The organism is Streptomyces malaysiensis subsp. malaysiensis (assembly GCF_040653035.1).
GTDB lineage: Bacteria > Actinomycetota > Actinomycetes > Streptomycetales > Streptomycetaceae > Streptomyces > Streptomyces malaysiensis.
This window is the reverse complement of record NZ_JBEZNG010000003.1, coordinates 491,444-507,093: the sequence shown is the minus strand read 5'-3', so window position 1 is coordinate 507,093 and position 15,650 is coordinate 491,444. Positions and strand designations below refer to the sequence as shown.

The 15,650-nt window shown below is 71.1% G+C and carries 14 protein-coding genes; 9 read left to right on the top strand and 5 right to left on the bottom strand.

Translation table 11 applies throughout. The features are described from left to right. Positions 1–138: 138 nt before the first annotated feature. The 6 genes from AB0E24_RS09280 to AB0E24_RS09255 all read left to right on the top strand — a co-directional run bounded on the left by AB0E24_RS09280 (position 139) and on the right by AB0E24_RS09255 (position 6,148). A complete protein-coding gene (locus tag AB0E24_RS09280) occupies positions 139–696 on the top strand; it encodes a 2-oxo-4-hydroxy-4-carboxy-5-ureidoimidazoline decarboxylase (protein ID WP_079257970.1) in 558 nt (185 codons plus the stop codon). 156 nt (positions 697–852) lie between these two features. Then, positions 853–1,233 carry a succinate dehydrogenase, cytochrome b556 subunit gene (gene sdhC, locus AB0E24_RS09275; protein ID WP_079153559.1) on the top strand — a complete coding sequence of 127 codons (381 nt, stop codon included), beginning with the start codon at positions 853–855 and terminating at the stop codon, positions 1,231–1,233. Between the two features lie 5 nt (positions 1,234–1,238). Beyond that, positions 1,239–1,709, top strand: a complete 471-nt coding sequence (locus tag AB0E24_RS09270) for a succinate dehydrogenase hydrophobic membrane anchor subunit (protein WP_069870384.1) — start codon at positions 1,239–1,241, stop codon at positions 1,707–1,709. 22 nt (positions 1,710–1,731) lie between these two features. Next, a complete protein-coding gene (gene sdhA / locus AB0E24_RS09265; protein ID WP_102934913.1) occupies positions 1,732–3,486 on the top strand; it encodes a succinate dehydrogenase flavoprotein subunit in 1,755 nt (584 codons plus the stop codon). Next, positions 3,486–4,259, top strand: a complete 774-nt coding sequence (locus AB0E24_RS09260; RefSeq protein WP_069870388.1) for a succinate dehydrogenase iron-sulfur subunit — start codon at positions 3,486–3,488, stop codon at positions 4,257–4,259. Before sdhA ends, AB0E24_RS09260 begins: the two co-directional genes overlap by 1 nt. Before the next feature lie 146 nt (positions 4,260–4,405). Next, positions 4,406–6,148 (top strand): VanZ family protein, encoded by a 1,743-nt coding sequence (locus AB0E24_RS09255; protein WP_359375725.1) that lies wholly within the window; start codon positions 4,406–4,408, stop codon positions 6,146–6,148. Positions 6,149–6,172: 24 nt separating this feature from the next. Here AB0E24_RS09255 and AB0E24_RS09250 read toward each other — a convergent pair whose 3' ends face one another. Then, positions 6,173–7,786 (bottom strand): metallophosphoesterase, encoded by a 1,614-nt coding sequence (locus AB0E24_RS09250; protein WP_359375723.1) that lies wholly within the window; start codon positions 7,784–7,786, stop codon positions 6,173–6,175. Between the two features lie 87 nt (positions 7,787–7,873). Continuing rightward, positions 7,874–8,125, bottom strand: coding sequence for an SCO4848 family membrane protein (locus tag AB0E24_RS09245; protein WP_069870392.1), 252 nt, complete (start codon positions 8,123–8,125; stop codon positions 7,874–7,876). 10 nt (positions 8,126–8,135) lie between these two features. Here AB0E24_RS09245 and AB0E24_RS09240 point away from each other — a divergent pair, with 10 nt between their 5' ends. Next, the gene (locus AB0E24_RS09240) at positions 8,136–9,572 is read left to right on the top strand and encodes a D-alanyl-D-alanine carboxypeptidase family protein (protein ID WP_518524786.1); all 1,437 of its coding nucleotides are present in this window, start codon (positions 8,136–8,138) and stop codon (positions 9,570–9,572) included. A 161-nt stretch (positions 9,573–9,733) separates the two neighbouring features. Here AB0E24_RS09240 and AB0E24_RS09235 read toward each other — a convergent pair whose 3' ends face one another. Beyond that, a complete protein-coding gene (locus AB0E24_RS09235; RefSeq protein ID WP_079260509.1) occupies positions 9,734–10,696 on the bottom strand; it encodes a YihY/virulence factor BrkB family protein in 963 nt (320 codons plus the stop codon). Positions 10,697–10,896: 200 nt separating this feature from the next. Beyond that, positions 10,897–12,030: an FAD-dependent oxidoreductase gene (locus tag AB0E24_RS09230; protein ID WP_359375718.1), complete on the bottom strand. Its 1,134-nt coding sequence runs from the start codon at positions 12,028–12,030 to the stop codon at positions 10,897–10,899. A gap of 121 nt (positions 12,031–12,151) precedes the next feature. On the opposite strand from AB0E24_RS09230, the gene AB0E24_RS09225 reads away from it, so the two are divergent. Next, positions 12,152–12,895: a TetR/AcrR family transcriptional regulator gene (locus AB0E24_RS09225; protein ID WP_359375716.1), complete on the top strand. Its 744-nt coding sequence runs from the start codon at positions 12,152–12,154 to the stop codon at positions 12,893–12,895. A gap of 243 nt (positions 12,896–13,138) precedes the next feature. Here AB0E24_RS09225 and AB0E24_RS09220 read toward each other — a convergent pair whose 3' ends face one another. Continuing rightward, positions 13,139–13,861, bottom strand: a complete 723-nt coding sequence (locus tag AB0E24_RS09220) for a TetR/AcrR family transcriptional regulator (RefSeq protein WP_079257976.1) — start codon at positions 13,859–13,861, stop codon at positions 13,139–13,141. A gap of 74 nt (positions 13,862–13,935) precedes the next feature. Between AB0E24_RS09220 and AB0E24_RS09215 the strand changes: the two genes are divergently transcribed. Continuing rightward, entirely contained in the window at positions 13,936–15,573 is a 1,638-nt protein-coding gene (locus tag AB0E24_RS09215) for an FAD-dependent monooxygenase (protein ID WP_359375815.1), read from the top strand. Positions 15,574–15,650: the final 77 nt, after the last annotated feature.

Genomic DNA, 15,650 nt, shown 5'->3' with positions numbered 1-15,650 from the left:
GGTGATATCGCGTTCCCCCCGCCACACCCGCCCCCGTACGTCGTTACCGTGTACTGCTCATACGCCCAGCCCGCCTCTCCCGCGCCTCCCCGGGCGCCCGTATGTCCCGGGCGTCCGTTCCCCCCGCGCGTCTCATGCGTGTCCGAGGAGTCCACGCTGTCCAGGTCCAGGTCCCGCGCCACAGCCTCCCGCCTCGACCGGCTCAACACCGCCCCCGCCGACGCGGCCGAGGCCGCGCTGCTGTCCTGCTGTGGCAGCCGCCGCTGGGCCCGGCTGATCGCGGCCCACCGCCCGTACCCCGATCTGGAGGCGCTGCTGGCCGCCGGGGACGAGGCCAGCTATGACCTCACCCCCGCCGACCTGGACGAGGCGCTCGCGGACGAGTCGGTCGTCGGCCATGAGCTGCCGCCCGCGGACAGCCTGGGGTCGCTGGCCGCCCATACCGCGCTCCAGGCCGCCCATGATGCGTACGAGCGTCGATTCGGTCACGTTTTCGTCATCTGTCTGGATGGTCTGCGGCCCGAGGAGCGGCTGGACCGGCTGCTGACCGGCATCCGGGACCGGCTGGGCAACGAACGGGAGAAGGAGCGGGACAACACCGCCGAGGAGCTGCGGTGCATCGCCCGCGGCAGGCTCGTCCGACTGACCGGAAAACGGCCCCTTATGCCGGAAGTGCCCGGGTTCCGAATCGCATGATCGCCCTTCCGTGCTTGTTTGATCACACCTGAGCCCCCCGGACGGCCCCTCCGACAGCACGTCGGTACGATGGCCAGGGCCGGTGGACCGTACCCGGCCGGGCCCGACCGACCGCGAAGCCGGCAGGCCCCAATCCCGCTTCCGGAGGGTTTTTCCGTGCCGGCTGGAACGCTGTATCGCGGCCGGGAAGGTATGTGGTCCTGGGTGGCTCATCGAGTCACCGGCGTCCTCATCTTCTTCTTCCTGTTCGTACATGTGCTGGACACCTCGCTGGTCCGCGTCTCGCCCGAGGCGTACGACAACGTGGTCGCCACGTACAAGAATCCCGTCGTGAACCTGATGGAGTACGGCCTGGTGGCCGCCATCCTGTTTCACGCCCTGAACGGCCTTCGTGTCATCGCCGTCGACTTCTGGTCCAAGGGGCCGAGGTACCAGCGGCAGATGCTCTGGGCCGTCGTCGGCGTCTGGGTCGTGCTGATGGCCGGTGCCTTCTACCCGATCCTCCAGCACACGCTGCGCGAACTGTTCGGGAGCTGACGCACATGTCCGCCGAGACCACCACCCCCGCGAGCGACTCGGTCACCGGGTACGACGTGGATCATCCGGCCCCGGTCATCGAGCCGCCGCGGGCCCGCACCCGCAAGACGCCCAGGGCGACCCGTACCAACTTCGAGATGTACGGCTGGCTCTTCATGCGCCTGTCCGGCGTCCTGCTGGTCGTCCTGGTCCTGGGCCATCTGCTGATCCAGCTGGTTCTGGACGGCGGTGTCACCAAGATCGGTTTCGCCTTTGTGGCCGGCCGCTGGGCCTCGCCGTTCTGGCAGGCATGGGATCTGATCATGCTCTGGCTCGCCACGCTGCACGGCGCGAACGGCCTGCGCACGATCATCAACGACTACGCGGAGCGGGACAACACCCGCCTGTGGCTGAAGGCGCTGCTCTACACGGCGGCAGGATTCACCATCGTGCTCGGCACCCTGGTGATCTTCACCTTCGACCCGAACATCCGCTAGGCCCCGGGGCTGAGGTATCCACATGAAGATCCATAAGTACGACACCGTCATCGTCGGCGCCGGCGGGGCCGGAATGCGCGCGGCCATCGAGTCCACCAAGCGCAGCCGCACCGCGGTGCTCACCAAGCTCTACCCGACCCGCTCCCACACCGGCGCCGCGCAGGGCGGTATGGCCGCCGCCCTCGCCAACGTCGAGGAGGACAACTGGGAGTGGCACACCTTCGACACGATCAAGGGCGGTGACTACCTGGTCGACCAGGACGCCGCCGAGATCCTGGCGAAGGAGGCCATCGACTCGGTCCTCGACCTGGAGAAGATGGGCCTGCCGTTCAACCGGACCCCGAACGGCACCATCGACCAGCGCCGCTTCGGCGGCCACAGCCGCAACCACGGCGAGGCCCCGGTCCGCCGGTCCTGCTACGCCTCGGACCGCACCGGCCACATGATCCTCCAGACGCTGTACCAGAACTGCGTCAAGGAGGGCGTGGAGTTCTTCAACGAGTTCTACGTTCTGGACCTGCTGCTCACCGAGATCGACGGGGTCAAGCGCACCGCCGGTGTGGTGGCCTACGAACTGGCCACCGGTGAGCTGCACGTCTTCCAGGCGAAGGCCGTCGTCTTCGCCTCGGGCGGCTGCGGCAAGTTCTTCAAGGTGACCTCCAACGCCCACACCCTCACCGGTGACGGCCAGGCGGTCGCCTACCGGCGCGGGCTGCCGCTGGAGGACATGGAGTTCTTCCAGTTCCACCCGACCGGCATCTGGCGCATGGGCATCCTGCTCACGGAGGGCGCCCGCGGTGAGGGCGGCATCCTCCGCAACAAGGACGGCGAGCGCTTCATGGAGAAGTACGCGCCGGTCATGAAGGACCTCGCCTCGCGCGATGTGGTCTCGCGCTCCATCTACACGGAGATCCGCGAGGGCCGCGGCTGCGGTCCCGAGGGCGACCACGTCTATCTGGACCTCACCCACCTGCCGCCGGAGCAGCTGGACGCCAAGCTGCCCGACATCACCGAGTTCGCACGGACCTACCTGGGCATCGAGCCGTACACCGACCCGATCCCGATCCAGCCGACCGCGCACTACACGATGGGCGGCATCCCGACCAACGTCCAGGGCGAGGTGCTGGCGGACAACGACACCGTCATCCCGGGCCTGTACGCGGCCGGCGAGGTCGCCTGCGTCTCGGTGCACGGCGCCAACCGACTGGGCACCAACTCGCTGCTCGACATCAACGTCTTCGGCCGCCGGGCGGGCATCGCCGCCGCGGAGTACGCCGCCACGGCCGACTTCGTCGAGCTTCCGGAGGACCCGGCCGCGTTCGTCGTCGGCCAGGTGGAGAACCTGCGGGACGCGACCGGCACCGAGCGGGTCACCGAGGTCCGCAAGGCGCTCCAGGAGACCATGGACAAGAACGTCATGGTCTTCCGCACCGAGCAGACGCTCAAGGAGGCCGTCGAGGAGATCGGCCACCTGAGGGAGCGCTACAAGAACGTCAGCGTCCAGGACAAGGGCAAGCGGTTCAACACCGATCTGCTGGAGGCCATCGAGCTGGGCAACCTGCTCGACCTGGCCGAGGTCATGGCCATCTCCGCACTGGCCCGCAAGGAGTCGCGCGGCGGCCACTACCGCGAGGACTACCCGAACCGCGACGACGTCAACTTCATGCGGCACACCATGGCGTACCGAGAGGTGGGCGCGGACGGCTCCGAGTCCATCCGCCTCGACTACAAGCCGGTCGTGCAGACCCGCTACCAGCCGATGGAGCGTAAGTACTGATGAGCACCCCCACGCTTGAGAAGCCCGACCAGGCCCCCGAGGCGGCCGACGCCACCGCCTCGCACCTGATCACCGTCACCTTCCGGATCCGGCGCTTCAACCCGGAGGTCTCGGACCAGGCGGTCTGGGAGGACTTCCAGATCGACATCGATCCGAAGGAGCGCGTCCTCGACGGTCTCCACAAGATCAAGTGGGACCTGGACGGCACCCTGACCTTCCGCCGTTCCTGCGCCCACGGCATCTGCGGATCCGACGCGATGCGGATCAACGGCCGCAACCGGCTGGCCTGCAAGACGCTGATCAAGGACATCAGCCCGGACAAGCCCATCACGGTCGAGCCGATCAAGGGGCTCACGGTCCTCAAGGACCTGATCGTGGACATGGAGCCGTTCTTCCAGGCGTACCGCGATGTGATGCCCTTCCTGATCACGACGGGCAACGAGCCGACGCGTGAGCGGCTCCAGTCCGCGGAGGACCGCGCGCGGTTCGACGACACGACCAAGTGCATCCTGTGCGCCGCGTGCACCTCGTCGTGCCCGGTGTTCTGGAACGACGGCCAGTACTTCGGCCCGGCGGCGATCGTCAACGCGCACCGCTTCATCTTCGACTCCCGTGACGAGGGCGGTGAGCAGCGGCTGGAGATCCTGAACGACAAGGACGGCGTCTGGCGCTGCCGTACGACCTTCAACTGCACCGAGGCGTGCCCGCGGGGCATCGAGGTCACGAAGGCCATTCAGGAGGTCAAGCGGGCGCTGATCACGCGGCGCTTCTGAGGCTCTGAGTTTGGCTCGGAGTTCGCGGCGCTGAGTTCATGGGCGAAGGCCCCGCTTCCCGGACGACATCCGGGGGCGGGGCCTTCGTCATGGCGGGCCATCAAGGCTATACACACGAGGTATACACATCACGTATAGTCGTGCTCATGGCCACCGCCTACCTTCTGCCGATCAAGACCGCCGCCGCCCTCTTCCCGCTGCTGGCACTGGTGTTACTCCTGCCGACAGCCGTCCTCCTGTACCGCCGTCATGGCGTGATGTCCCGGGGGCGGACGCTGTCGGTGTACGGCTTCCTCTACTACTCGCTCACCGCCTTCTGCATGACGATCGTGCCGCTGCCGAAGCAGACCGCCGATATGTGTCAGCGGTTCGCGATAGTGGCCCATCCGCAGTGGATGCCCGGGAACACCTTCAGAGACATCTGGAAAGAGGCCGACCACAAGATCGGGCTGAACGCGCTGGTCCTTCAGAACCCCGCCGTCGCCGGAACCCTCTTCAATCTGCTGCTGCTTCTGCCGCTCGGCATCTTCCTGCGCTATCACTTCGTGCGCTCGCTGCGCGCCACCGCCCTTATCGGATTCACGGTCTCGCTGTTCTTCGAGCTGACGCAGTGGACCGGGGTATGGGGCCTCTACAACTGCCCGTACCGGCTCTTCGACGTGGACGACCTGATCGTCAACACGGCCGGGGCGATGGCCGGTTGGCTGCTGGCCGGGCCGGTCGCGCGGATGCTGCCCACGCTGGAGACGCTGGACGGGCGGGCGCTCGCGGCACGTCCGGTTCCGTTCGGGCGGCGGCTGACGGCGCTGGTCGTGGATGTGGCCGGATATGTCCTTGCATCGGTGTTCGCCATGGCCGTGATGACCTTTCAGAGCGGTACGGCCCCGACATGGACGCCGATCGCGATCTTCGTCGCCTGGTTCGTACTCCTGCCGCTGGCGACCGGCACGACACCCGGAAAGCGGCTGCTGCTGCTGAAGTTGGTGGCGGACGACGGCGGCCCGCTGCTGCCCTGGCGGCTGACCCTGCGGGCGCTGCTGCTCGGGGCGCTGGCGATGCCGTTCCTGTCGGGGCTGTTCCTGGCCGTGGTGATCCTGCTGAACGAGCCGTACCCGTCCGTCCTGTTCACCACCGTCCGCGACTCGGGCGCCCAAGGCGCGGCGGCGGTGCTCACGGCGCTGAGCCCCGGTCAACTGCTGGCGGTGCTGGTCGGATTCACGCTGACCGTGACCTGCGTACGGAAGACGCTGCGCCACCCGGACCGGCTCGCGCCACACGACCGTATCTCGGGCATCCGCAACGCCACGCTGCCGCACAGCCGAGCGATACGGGCCGCGCAGGGCGCGCGGGCCGCGCAGGGCGCGGCGCAGGGCCGGGCCGCGGGGGCCGCGCGGGACGGCGCGGGGGCCGCCGCGGGAGCGGCACGAGACGCCGCGAGGGGCGCGGGGGACGCCGCGAGGGCCGCACGGGACGCCACGGGGGCCGCCCGGGGTGCGGCGGGGGCCGCGGGGGGTGTCGCAGGGGCCGCGCGGGACGCCACGGGGGCCACGCGGGGTGCGGCGGGGGCCGCGCGGGATGCCACGGGGGCCGCGGGAGCCGCACGGGACGCCGCGGGAGCCACCGGGGATGCTGCGGGGGCCACGCGCGGTACCGCAGGGGCCACGGGAGCCGCGCGGGATGCTGCGGGAGCCGACACGCAGACTGCCGCGCAGAGCCCCGTACAGGCCGCCGCACGGCCCGGCGACCGGGCTGCTCCGGTCGCGGTCGTGGTCGCGCAGGACGCCGACGACGCGCTCGCGGACGCGGACGCTTCCGGCCGTCCGCTGGCCACCGCGGCAACCACCGGCTCGGCGGCGGAGGCTCAGGGGTCCGCCGCCGACTCCCGCTGATACGGGGCGGCTGACGGCGTTCGCTCAGGCGCGGGTCGAGGCGAGCTCCACCACGGTGACGTCCGGTGGCGCCCCGACCCGTACCGGCGGGCCCCAGGCTCCCGCGCCGCGGGTCACATAGAGCTGGGTGTCGCCGTACCGCTCGAGACCGGCGGCGGTGGGGTTGGCGAGCTCGGCCACGTAGGTGCCGGGCCACAGCTGACCACCGTGGGTGTGGCCGGACAGCTGGAGGTCGACGCCCGCCTTCACGGCGTCGTGGATCACCACGGGCTGGTGGGCGAGCAGCACGGAGGCGCGCGAGCGGTCGCGGTCGCCGAGCGCCTTGCCGAAGTCGGGGCCGTGGCCCTCGCTCTCGCCCGCGACGTCGTTCACCCCGGCGAGATCGAAGCCGGGCAGCTCAGTGCGTTCGTTCTCCAGGGGGCGCAGGCCCAGTTCGCGCACACGGTCCACCCACTCGTCGGCGCCCGAGTAGTACTCGTGGTTGCCGGTGACGAAGTAGCTGCCGTGGCGGGCGCTCAGCGCGCGCAGCGGCTCGGCGGCCGGACCGAGGTCCGCGACGCTGCCGTCCACGAGGTCGCCGACGACGGCGACGAGGTCGGGATTGGTGCGGTTGACCGTCTCGACGACCCGCCGGGTATGGGCGCGGCCCAGGATCGGCCCAAGGTGGATATCGCTGACGACGGCGATCCGGAAGCCGTGCGCCCCGCGCGGCAGCTTGGCGAGCGGCACGGTGATCCGCTTCACCCGCGGCCCGCGCAGCACGCTGTACGTCCCGTACCCGACCGTCCCGGCGGCGACGGCGGTGGCCCCGACGGCCACGGCCCGCGCGACAAAGAGCCGCCGAGAGGGCGCGGGGCCCGCACCCTCGGAACCCGCGACCCCACCGACGCCCGCCTCGCCCGCGACACCCTCCGCGGGACCTTCGACCCCCTTGGCCGCACCGTTCGCGACGGCATTCGCCCCACCGTCCGCAACAGCGCCCATCCCGCCCGCGGTGGCTGTCACTACGCCGTCCGCGGTGGCCGTGGCCGCCTCGCCCGTGGCGTCTCCGGCCTTCACCGAGCCGCTGGCCACGGCCGTGCCCGCGCCGTTGGACGTCGCCGCTGCGGCGGGCGCGCTGTTGTCGGCGAGCGCCGCCGACAGCCCGCCCGGCGCCCCGCTGGGCGCCGTCGCCGCACCATCGGCGTTGCGCGCGGCGGCGCCCACCGGGGCGCTCGCGGTCTCCGGTGCCCCGCTGGGCGCCGCCGTCGGTCCGGCGGCGGCCGTCTCCGCGGCCGCCGCCGGGCCCCCGGTCGACCGCACATCAGCGGACTTTTCATGGCGGCCCAGCCACGCCCCCAGCAGAGGCCGTACCGCCTCACCGGCCAGCAGGGCGAGGGTCAGGTACAGGAGCAGGGCGAGCCAGAGGTAGCCCGGCCAGGCGAGCGCGCGCTGGAGCGGGAAGGGCGCGCCCGCGCGGCCCGCGACCAGCGCACCGACGCTGCTCAGCGGCAGTGCGAAGGCCGCCGCCGTACCCGTACGGCGCGCCCATCCCCCGCGCGCCGTCGTATCGCGGACGAGCCGCCGCCACACGTACCAGTGGACGCCGGTCAGCAGACCGATGGCGGCCAGTGCGATCAGGACGAAGAGCACGACCATCCCCGGTCCCCTCCCCTAGCGAATAACGACTGAGCAAACAGCGACTGAGCGAGCAGCGGCTGAGCAGCTGACGACTGCCTGGAGCGGCTACTCGGAGGCGTCATTCCGACGCAGGGCGCGCACGCCGCGCAACCCGATCAGCCCGATCGCCGTCCCCAAGAGAAACGAGGTGATCGCGAGCAGCAGATGCACCCAAAAGTACGCGGTGGGATCGCCGGAGTCGTCGAAGGCGAGTCCGCTGGCGTCCTTCCACAAATTTTTGACAAAGGTGAACCAGATGACCCAGCTCCAGACCCCGAAGGCGAGCAGGAACCAGGACACGGGGCGGCTGAGCTTCATGGGTTCCAGTATGGTCGCGGCCCCCGATACCTCCACGCGGGGGTCTGTTGTCAATACGTCGGCGCTGCTGTCGCCCTCCTCAGCGACGCCAGGTACGTTCACCTCCGTGCCCACACCTTCCTTCACCAGCACTCACGTCCGAGACCGCACCCGTAAGGGCAACGCCGAGGGGAGTCGCCGCACCCCCGTCCGCCGCACCCCCTCCCGCCGCGCCGCCGCCCCGCTGGCTACCGCCGCCACCGCCGCCCTCCTGCTGTGCGGTCCGCTCGCCGCCGCCCCGGCGCACGCCGCCGACCAGCCGGGCGGCTCCACCGACGCGGTCAAGCCGCCCGCCCGTATGTCCACGGTGGGCGGGAAGCGACTCGGCCGCCCCGGCACCCAGGTGGACCCGAAGGCGGGCGCGCCCGCGCTGCCCAAGGAGCTCAGCGGTAAGTCCTGGGTGGTGGCGGACGCCGAGTCGGGCGATGTGCTCGCCGCGCACAACGCCCACTGGCAGCTGCCGCCCGCGTCCACCCTGAAGATGCTGTTCGCGGACACGCTGCTGCCGAAGATGCCGAAGACGAAGACCCACAAGGTGCAGCTGTCCGACCTGGACGGGATGGGAGAGGGCAGCAGTCTGGTCGGGGTCAAGGAGAACTACACCTACTCGGTCCACGACCTGTGGCTCGGCGTCTTCCTGCGCTCGGGCAACGACGCGGTGCATGTGCTGGCGGCCATGAACGGCGGTGTCCCGGCGACCGTAAAGGAGATGCAGGCACACGCGGAGTACCTCAACGCCCGGGACACCCATGTGGTCACCCCGGACGGCTATGACGAGAAGGGCCAGGTCAGCAGCGCGTACGATCTGACCCTCTTCGCCCGCTCGGGGTTGCAGAAGGCGGATTTCCGGGAGTACTGCTCGACGGCGACCGCGCAGTTCCCCGGGACGTTCGAGAAGGACAAGAAGGGCAAGAAGACCCGCTCCAGCTTCGGCATCCAGAACACCAACCGGCTGCTGACCGGCCTCGGTGTCGAGCCCTACAAGGGCATCGCCGGGGTCAAGAACGGCAACACCACGAACGCGGGCGCCACCTTCACCGGGGTCGCCCAGCGCGGCAACCGGGTGCTGCTTGTCACCGTGATGAATCCGCAGGAGAAAGAGGTGAACGAGGTCTACAAGGAGACCGCGAGGCTCTTCGACTGGGGGTTCAAGGCGGCGGACTCGGTGAACCCGATCGGCACGCTCGTCCGGCCGGGCGCGGCGGGCGCGAACCACCCCTCGGCCGGTGGCAAGGAGGACCACAAGCACGCCCAGGCGTCCGTCTCCACGGACAGCGGGGGCTCCGGCGGGGTCTGGACCGCGGTGGGCATCACGGGCGGCTCCCTGGTGCTGCTGGGCGCGCTGGCCTTCGGAGTGCACCGCCGCTGGCCGCTGCCGGAGCTGGTACGGCGCCGCTCGCGCGACTGAGCGGCCCTCCACCGGACCACGCCGCTGACACCCGTAAGGCGCGCCCCGTAAGGCCGCCTTACGGCCACCGCGAGACCCTTACGGCCGCCGCCACACCCTTACGGTCGCCATGGCCGCCTTACGGTCGTCATGGCTGCCTTACGGCCGCCGCCGTCCGTTCGTCACGCCGCCGCCTGCGGGCCTTCCGGCCCGCTGGCGCGGGTCTCCTCGGCCTCCGGCCCGGACGGCTGGGCCTTGTCCGCCTCGGCCGCCCATTCGGCCTCCCGCTCGGCCTGGGCGGTGGGCGGGGTGGCGGTCCAGGCGGCGCAGTACAGCGTGAGTTTCGCGGTGAAGTTGATCCACAGCAGCAGGGCGATGGGCACTCCGAACGCCCCGTACATGCTCTTGGCCGCCACATCCTTCAGATAGCTGCTGAGCAGCAGCTTGAGCAGTTCGAAGCCGATCGCGCCGATGAGCGCGGCGACGACGACCGCTCGGCGGGGCGGCTCCACGCCGGGGAGCCAGGTCAGGACGTAGCACAGCAGCACGAAGTCGGCGCCGACGGCGATGAGGAACGCGGCGATCCGCAGCAGCCAGCCGCCGACCCCGTTCTCGGGGATGCCGATGAGCTGGGCGATCCGGCCCACGGCGGTGGCGGCCAGGGCGGACACGGCGAACGAGACCAACGCCACACCGCCCAGCCCGATCAGCACGAAGGCGTCCTTGACCTTGCGCACCAGCGGGTTGCCGGGGTCCTCCTCCAGCTCCCATACGGCGCGCAGGCACTCGCGCAGCGAGCCCACCCAGCTGATGCCCGTGAACAGCAACAGGGCGCCCGCGACGACTCCGATCGTGCCGGCGTTCTGGACGAGTGCGCCCAGGTCGAGCTGGCCGGAGATACCGGGGATCTGCTGGGCGAGCTTCCTTTGGAGCTGCGCCATCTGCGCCTGGGTGAGCGTGGCCGCGCCGATCGCCGCCCCGACGGCGATGAGCGGGAAGAACGCGATGAAGCTGGTGAACGTGATCGCGGCGGCGAGCCGGGTCCAGTGGACGCGGTCCAGCCGCTCGTACGTACGCCAGGCGTGGGTGTGCATCAACCAAGCCAGCGCGGGGCCGACGACAGGCAGCCGGGTCAACGATTCCATGATCAGCAACTACCCTTCTGCGCGTTGTCACTCCTCGGCGCGCCGACGCGCGGTACGGATATCCGGGTTCCCCGTACCGACGCTCCGCTCATCACTCTTTTCGGTGAGGGCGTGAATACGAGCGCACGATCACTTCATATGCCCCGGATCGAGGAGGACACGTTCACCCGGCGAAGGACGTCGTCGGTCCGGTCGTCGGCCTATCGGGGCTGCTCATGTTCGGTGAACATGTCGATCAGGCTGTGGGGCGCGTTGTCGTCGAACAAGCGCTGCTGGAGGAGGTTGCCTTCGGCGACGACCTCGGCGCTGCGCGGGAAGAGGGCCTTCTCGTACTCGGCGAAGCCGGTCTCGATGTCGTCGGGGTGCGCGGCGATCGCCTTGCCGAGTTCCGCGCCGTCGAGCATGGCCAGATTGGCGCCTTCGCCGTTGGGGATCGCGAGGTGGGCGGCGTCGCCGAGCAGGGTCACCCCCGGCACCCGCTCCCACCGGTGCTCGACGGGCAGTGCGTTGTAGGGGCGCGGGACCGGCGCGGTCTCACCGTCGGTGATCAGCGCGGTGAGCTCCGGCGCCCAGCCGTCGAACTCCCGCGCGATCCGGGCGGTGGCCGCGGCGGAATCGGTGAAGTCGATGGCGGCGAACCAGTCCTGCGGCCTGGACAGCGCCACGTAGGTGTGGAGGGTCCCGCCGCTCTCCCGGTGAGCCAGGATTCCCTTCCCCGGCGCGAGCGCGAACATCGACCCGCCGCCGACCGCTTTCGCGCTCGCGGGGTGCCGGGTGTCGGCGTCGAACAGGTAGGTCTCCACGGAGGACGTACCCGCGTACTCGGGTGTGGCGTCGGAGAGCAGCGGCCGGACCCGTGACCACGCGCCGTCCGCGCCGACCAGCAGGCCCGTGACGACCGTGCCGGCATCGGCGAACGTCACCTCATGGCGGCCCTCGCCGAGCGAACGGACGCCGCTGACCTTGTGCCCCCACCGGACGGTGCCGGCCGGGAGCGACTCGAGCAGGATCCGCCGCAGTTCGCCGCGCTGCACCTCGGGGCGCCCACCCGTGCCGTCGTCGGGTTGGTCGAACAGAACGGCCCCGTCCCGGCCGAGGATCCGTATCGCCTGGCGGCCCTCCAGGATGAGGCCGCGGAACTCGTCCATCAGGCCCGCCGCGTCGAGGGCGAGCTGCCCGTTGTAGTCGTGGATGTCGAGCATCCCGCCCTGTGCGCGAGCCATCGGCGAGGAGTCCGCCTCGTAAACGGTGGCCGGGATTCCGTGGACGTGCAGGACGCGGGCGAGCGTGAGGCCGCCGAGTCCGGCGCCGATGACCGTGACATGAGTGCGCATCGTGGCTCCTTCGGGGTCGAGGCCGCCGGGTGAGGCCCGGCCGACCTCTCTGGTATGCCGTTCCAGTACTGGAACGGCGCTCCATGCTGGAATAGCGTTCCAGCCATGTCAAGATGGCGGCATGGCAACGCGGACGCGCCGGTCACAGCGGCGCACAGAGGCGCTCTCCCGTGAGCGCATCGTCGAGGCCGCCGTCGAGCTGCTCGACGCGACGGGCGAGGGCGGGCTGACGTTCCGGGCGCTGACCGAGCGCCTCGCCACCGGGCCCGGGGCGATCTATTGGCATGTGGAGAACAAGGACGAGCTGCTCGGCGCCGCCACCGAAACCGTCGTCGCCGCCGCTCTGGCCGTCGAGCCCGCGAGGACCCCGGACTCGCCCACGGGGGCCCCTGACTCGCCCGCGGAGGCCCCTGACTCGCCGCGGGACGAGATCCGCGCCGTCGCGCTCGGCCTGTTCGAGGCGATCGACGAGCACCCGTGGCTCGCCACACAGCTCGCGACCCATCTCTCCCGCAGTCCCTGGGGGTCGGTGGCGCCGCGGATCTTCGAGAGCCTCGGTCGACGGGTCCGCGCACTGGGCGTGCCCGAAGGCAGCTGGTTCCTGGTGACCTCGGCGTTGATGCACTACATCCTGGGCGCCGCCGGCCAGAACGCCACGAACGCCCGCGCCGGCGGGGGCGGATTGGACCGCGACGAGTTCCTCGACGCCACGGCGACGGCCTGGGAAGAGCTCGATCCCGACGACTACGCGTTCACCCGGGCCGTCGCGTACCAGATGCGCGGCCACGACGACCGCGAGCAGTTCCTCGCCGGGATCGATCTTGTCCTTACCGGCATCGCCGCGACCCACTCGCCCGATGCATAGACCCGCCGAACAGAACAGCTGAAACAGGCCAGCCGAACGATCCCGCGGAACAGGCCCGCGATCCGGCCACGAGGCGGGAGGGCGACGCCGGGCCGAGCGGATGGCGGAAGCCGACCTCGGCCCGAAAGGCGTCCCGAAGGGGCGCGGGGCCATGTCGATACGCGGCTCCGCCGCGTGGGCGCGACCGGCCAGGACGCCGCCGCGGACGAACGACGGCAGGTCGGCGCACGTCCGGCGGAGCACTCAGCGGTGCGCCACGCCGTCGATCATCAGGCCGAGGGTGAAGTCGAACCGGTCGTGGCCCTCGCCGGCGGTGAGCTCGGCGGCGTGGCGAGTGGTGTGGGGGAACGTCGCGGCAGGCAGGGCGGTGAACCGGCGCAGCAGTTCATCGCGGTCCAGGACCCAGGCGGCGTCGTCGTGCGCCGACCGCCGGCGCGCGATCGACACCTCGAGGCAGTAGGCGGCCACGTACAGCAGGAGGGCGTCGATGGCCCAGGCGGCGGCCTGCGGGGCGACGCCACCGGCGAGCAGGATCGCCAGCATTCCTTCGGTGACGCGCACGGTCTCGAGGTCGGTGGGGGCCATGGCGAGCGCGGCGCGGGAGATTCCGGGGTATTTCAGGTACTGGTCGCGGATCTGCGTACACACGCCGCGAATCTGCTCCCGCCAGGCCGCGGGGTCGGGCTCGGGCAGTACGAGCTCGGCACACAGCCGCCCGATGAGCAGTTCGTCGAGGTCGGCCTTGTTGACCACATGGGCGTAGAGCGAGGCGGGTCCGGTGTCGAGCGCACCGGCCAGCCGGCGCATGGTCAGCGCCTCGTAGCCCTCCGTGGCGATGACGCCAAGGGCCGTGTCGACAACCTGCTCCACGGTGATCGGGGTCTTGCGGCGCCGCGGCCTGGGGGCCGCTTCGGCCTCGGGGTCCGGCGGCTGGTGGCGCGCCGCGCGTCGCTCTCTCGGGTTCACCCGGCCATCATAGCTTGACACGAACAGCGTTCGCTTATAGAACGCTGTTCGTGTCAAGGAATGTGAACCAGGATGTGGACGTGACCGTGGTCGGAGCCGGGCCGGTGGGCTTCGTGCTCGCCGCGGAGCTGGCGCTCTCCGGGGCGACGGTGCAGATACTCGAGCGACGGACCGAGCCGGATGAGGCGATGAAGGCCGGGGCGATCAATGTGCCGACGGCCGAGGCGCTCGACCGCCGCGGTCTGCTGCCCGCCGCCGAACAGGTGCAGCGAGAGACGCTCGCCCGGGTCGGGTCGTTCTCCCGCATGGCCGACGATCGGCCGCCCGGTGGTGGCGGGCGGCCGCGCGAGCCGCGATTCACCGGGCATTTCGCCGGAATGGTCCTCGACGCCGACCTCGTGGACGAATCCGATCCCGACCTCGCGGCGCACGCCGCGGTCGCCGGGGCGAGGATGGTGCCGCAGCCCGAGCTGGAGAAGCTGCTGGCCGACCATGTCGCGCGGCTCGGCGTACCGGTGCGTCGTGGGGTGGAGGTCACCGCGCTCGAAGACACCGGCGACGGCGTGCTCGTGGGCACCACCGCCGGCCCGGTGCGCACGGGATGGCTGGTCGGATGCGACGGCGGGCACAGCGCGGTGCGCCGCCTCGCGGGCATCGACTTCCCCGGCACCGACCCCGAACTCACCGGACATCTGGCCGTCGCCGACATCGCCGACCCTTCGATGCTCGCCAACGGCTGGGCGTGGTCGGCCCGGGGGGCGTACCGCTACGGTCCGCAGCCCGGACGGGTGGTGACCGTGGAGTTCGACGGCGGTCCCGCCGACCGCTCGGCGCCGGTCACTCTGGAGGACGTGCAGACCAGTCTGCGCCGGGTCTCGGGCACCGACGTCACGCTGACCGCGCTGCGCGGCGCCGCGACCCGCTGGACCGACAACGCCCGCCAGGCCGCGGCCTACTGGTCGGGGCGGGTGCTGCTGGCCGGTGACGCCGCGCACGTCCACCCGCCGTTCGGCGGTCAGGGGCTCAATCTCGGGGTCGGCGACGCGATGAACCTCGGCTGGAAGCTGGGTGCCGTGGTCGCCGGGTGGGCGCCCGAAGGGCTGCTCGACACCTACGACGCCGAGCGCCGTCCCCTCGGCGCCTGGGTGCTGGACTGGACGCGGGCCCAGATCGGGGTGATGCGCGGGGACGCCAAGTCGGCCGCGCTCCGGGAGGTCGTCGCCGATCTGCTGAGCACCCGGGCGGGCACGACCTACGCGGTCAAGAAGATCTCCGGTGTCACGCAGCGCGTCGATCTGCCCGGCGGCCATCCACTGATCGGGCGGTACGTCCCCGACCTGTGGCTGAGCGACGGCTCCCGTCTGGTCGACCATGGCCACGGCGGCGGGTTCCTGCTGCTGGACCGCACTCCGGACGGCGCGTTCGCCCGCTTCGCGGCGGCCTGGGCCGGAAGGGTGAGCGGGGTGACCGACGGCCACGGGACGCCGACGGGGGTGACCGACGACCACGCGACGCCGACCGGGGTGACCGACGACCACCGGACGCCGACGGGGGTGACCGGGGTGCTGGTACGCCCGGACGGGGTGGTCGCCTGGGCCTCCTCCGACACGGCGGACACCACCGACCCCGCCGCCGTCACCGGCCTCGGAGCCGCCCTGCGCCGATGGGCCGGCGCGCCGTCGCCCTCACCCGAGCACGAGCCGGTGGGCTGAATCCCTGTAGGGGGCGCGGGGCTGTGTCGATGTGCGGCTCCGCCGCGTGGGCGCGCCCGGCCACGACGGGCCCCCGG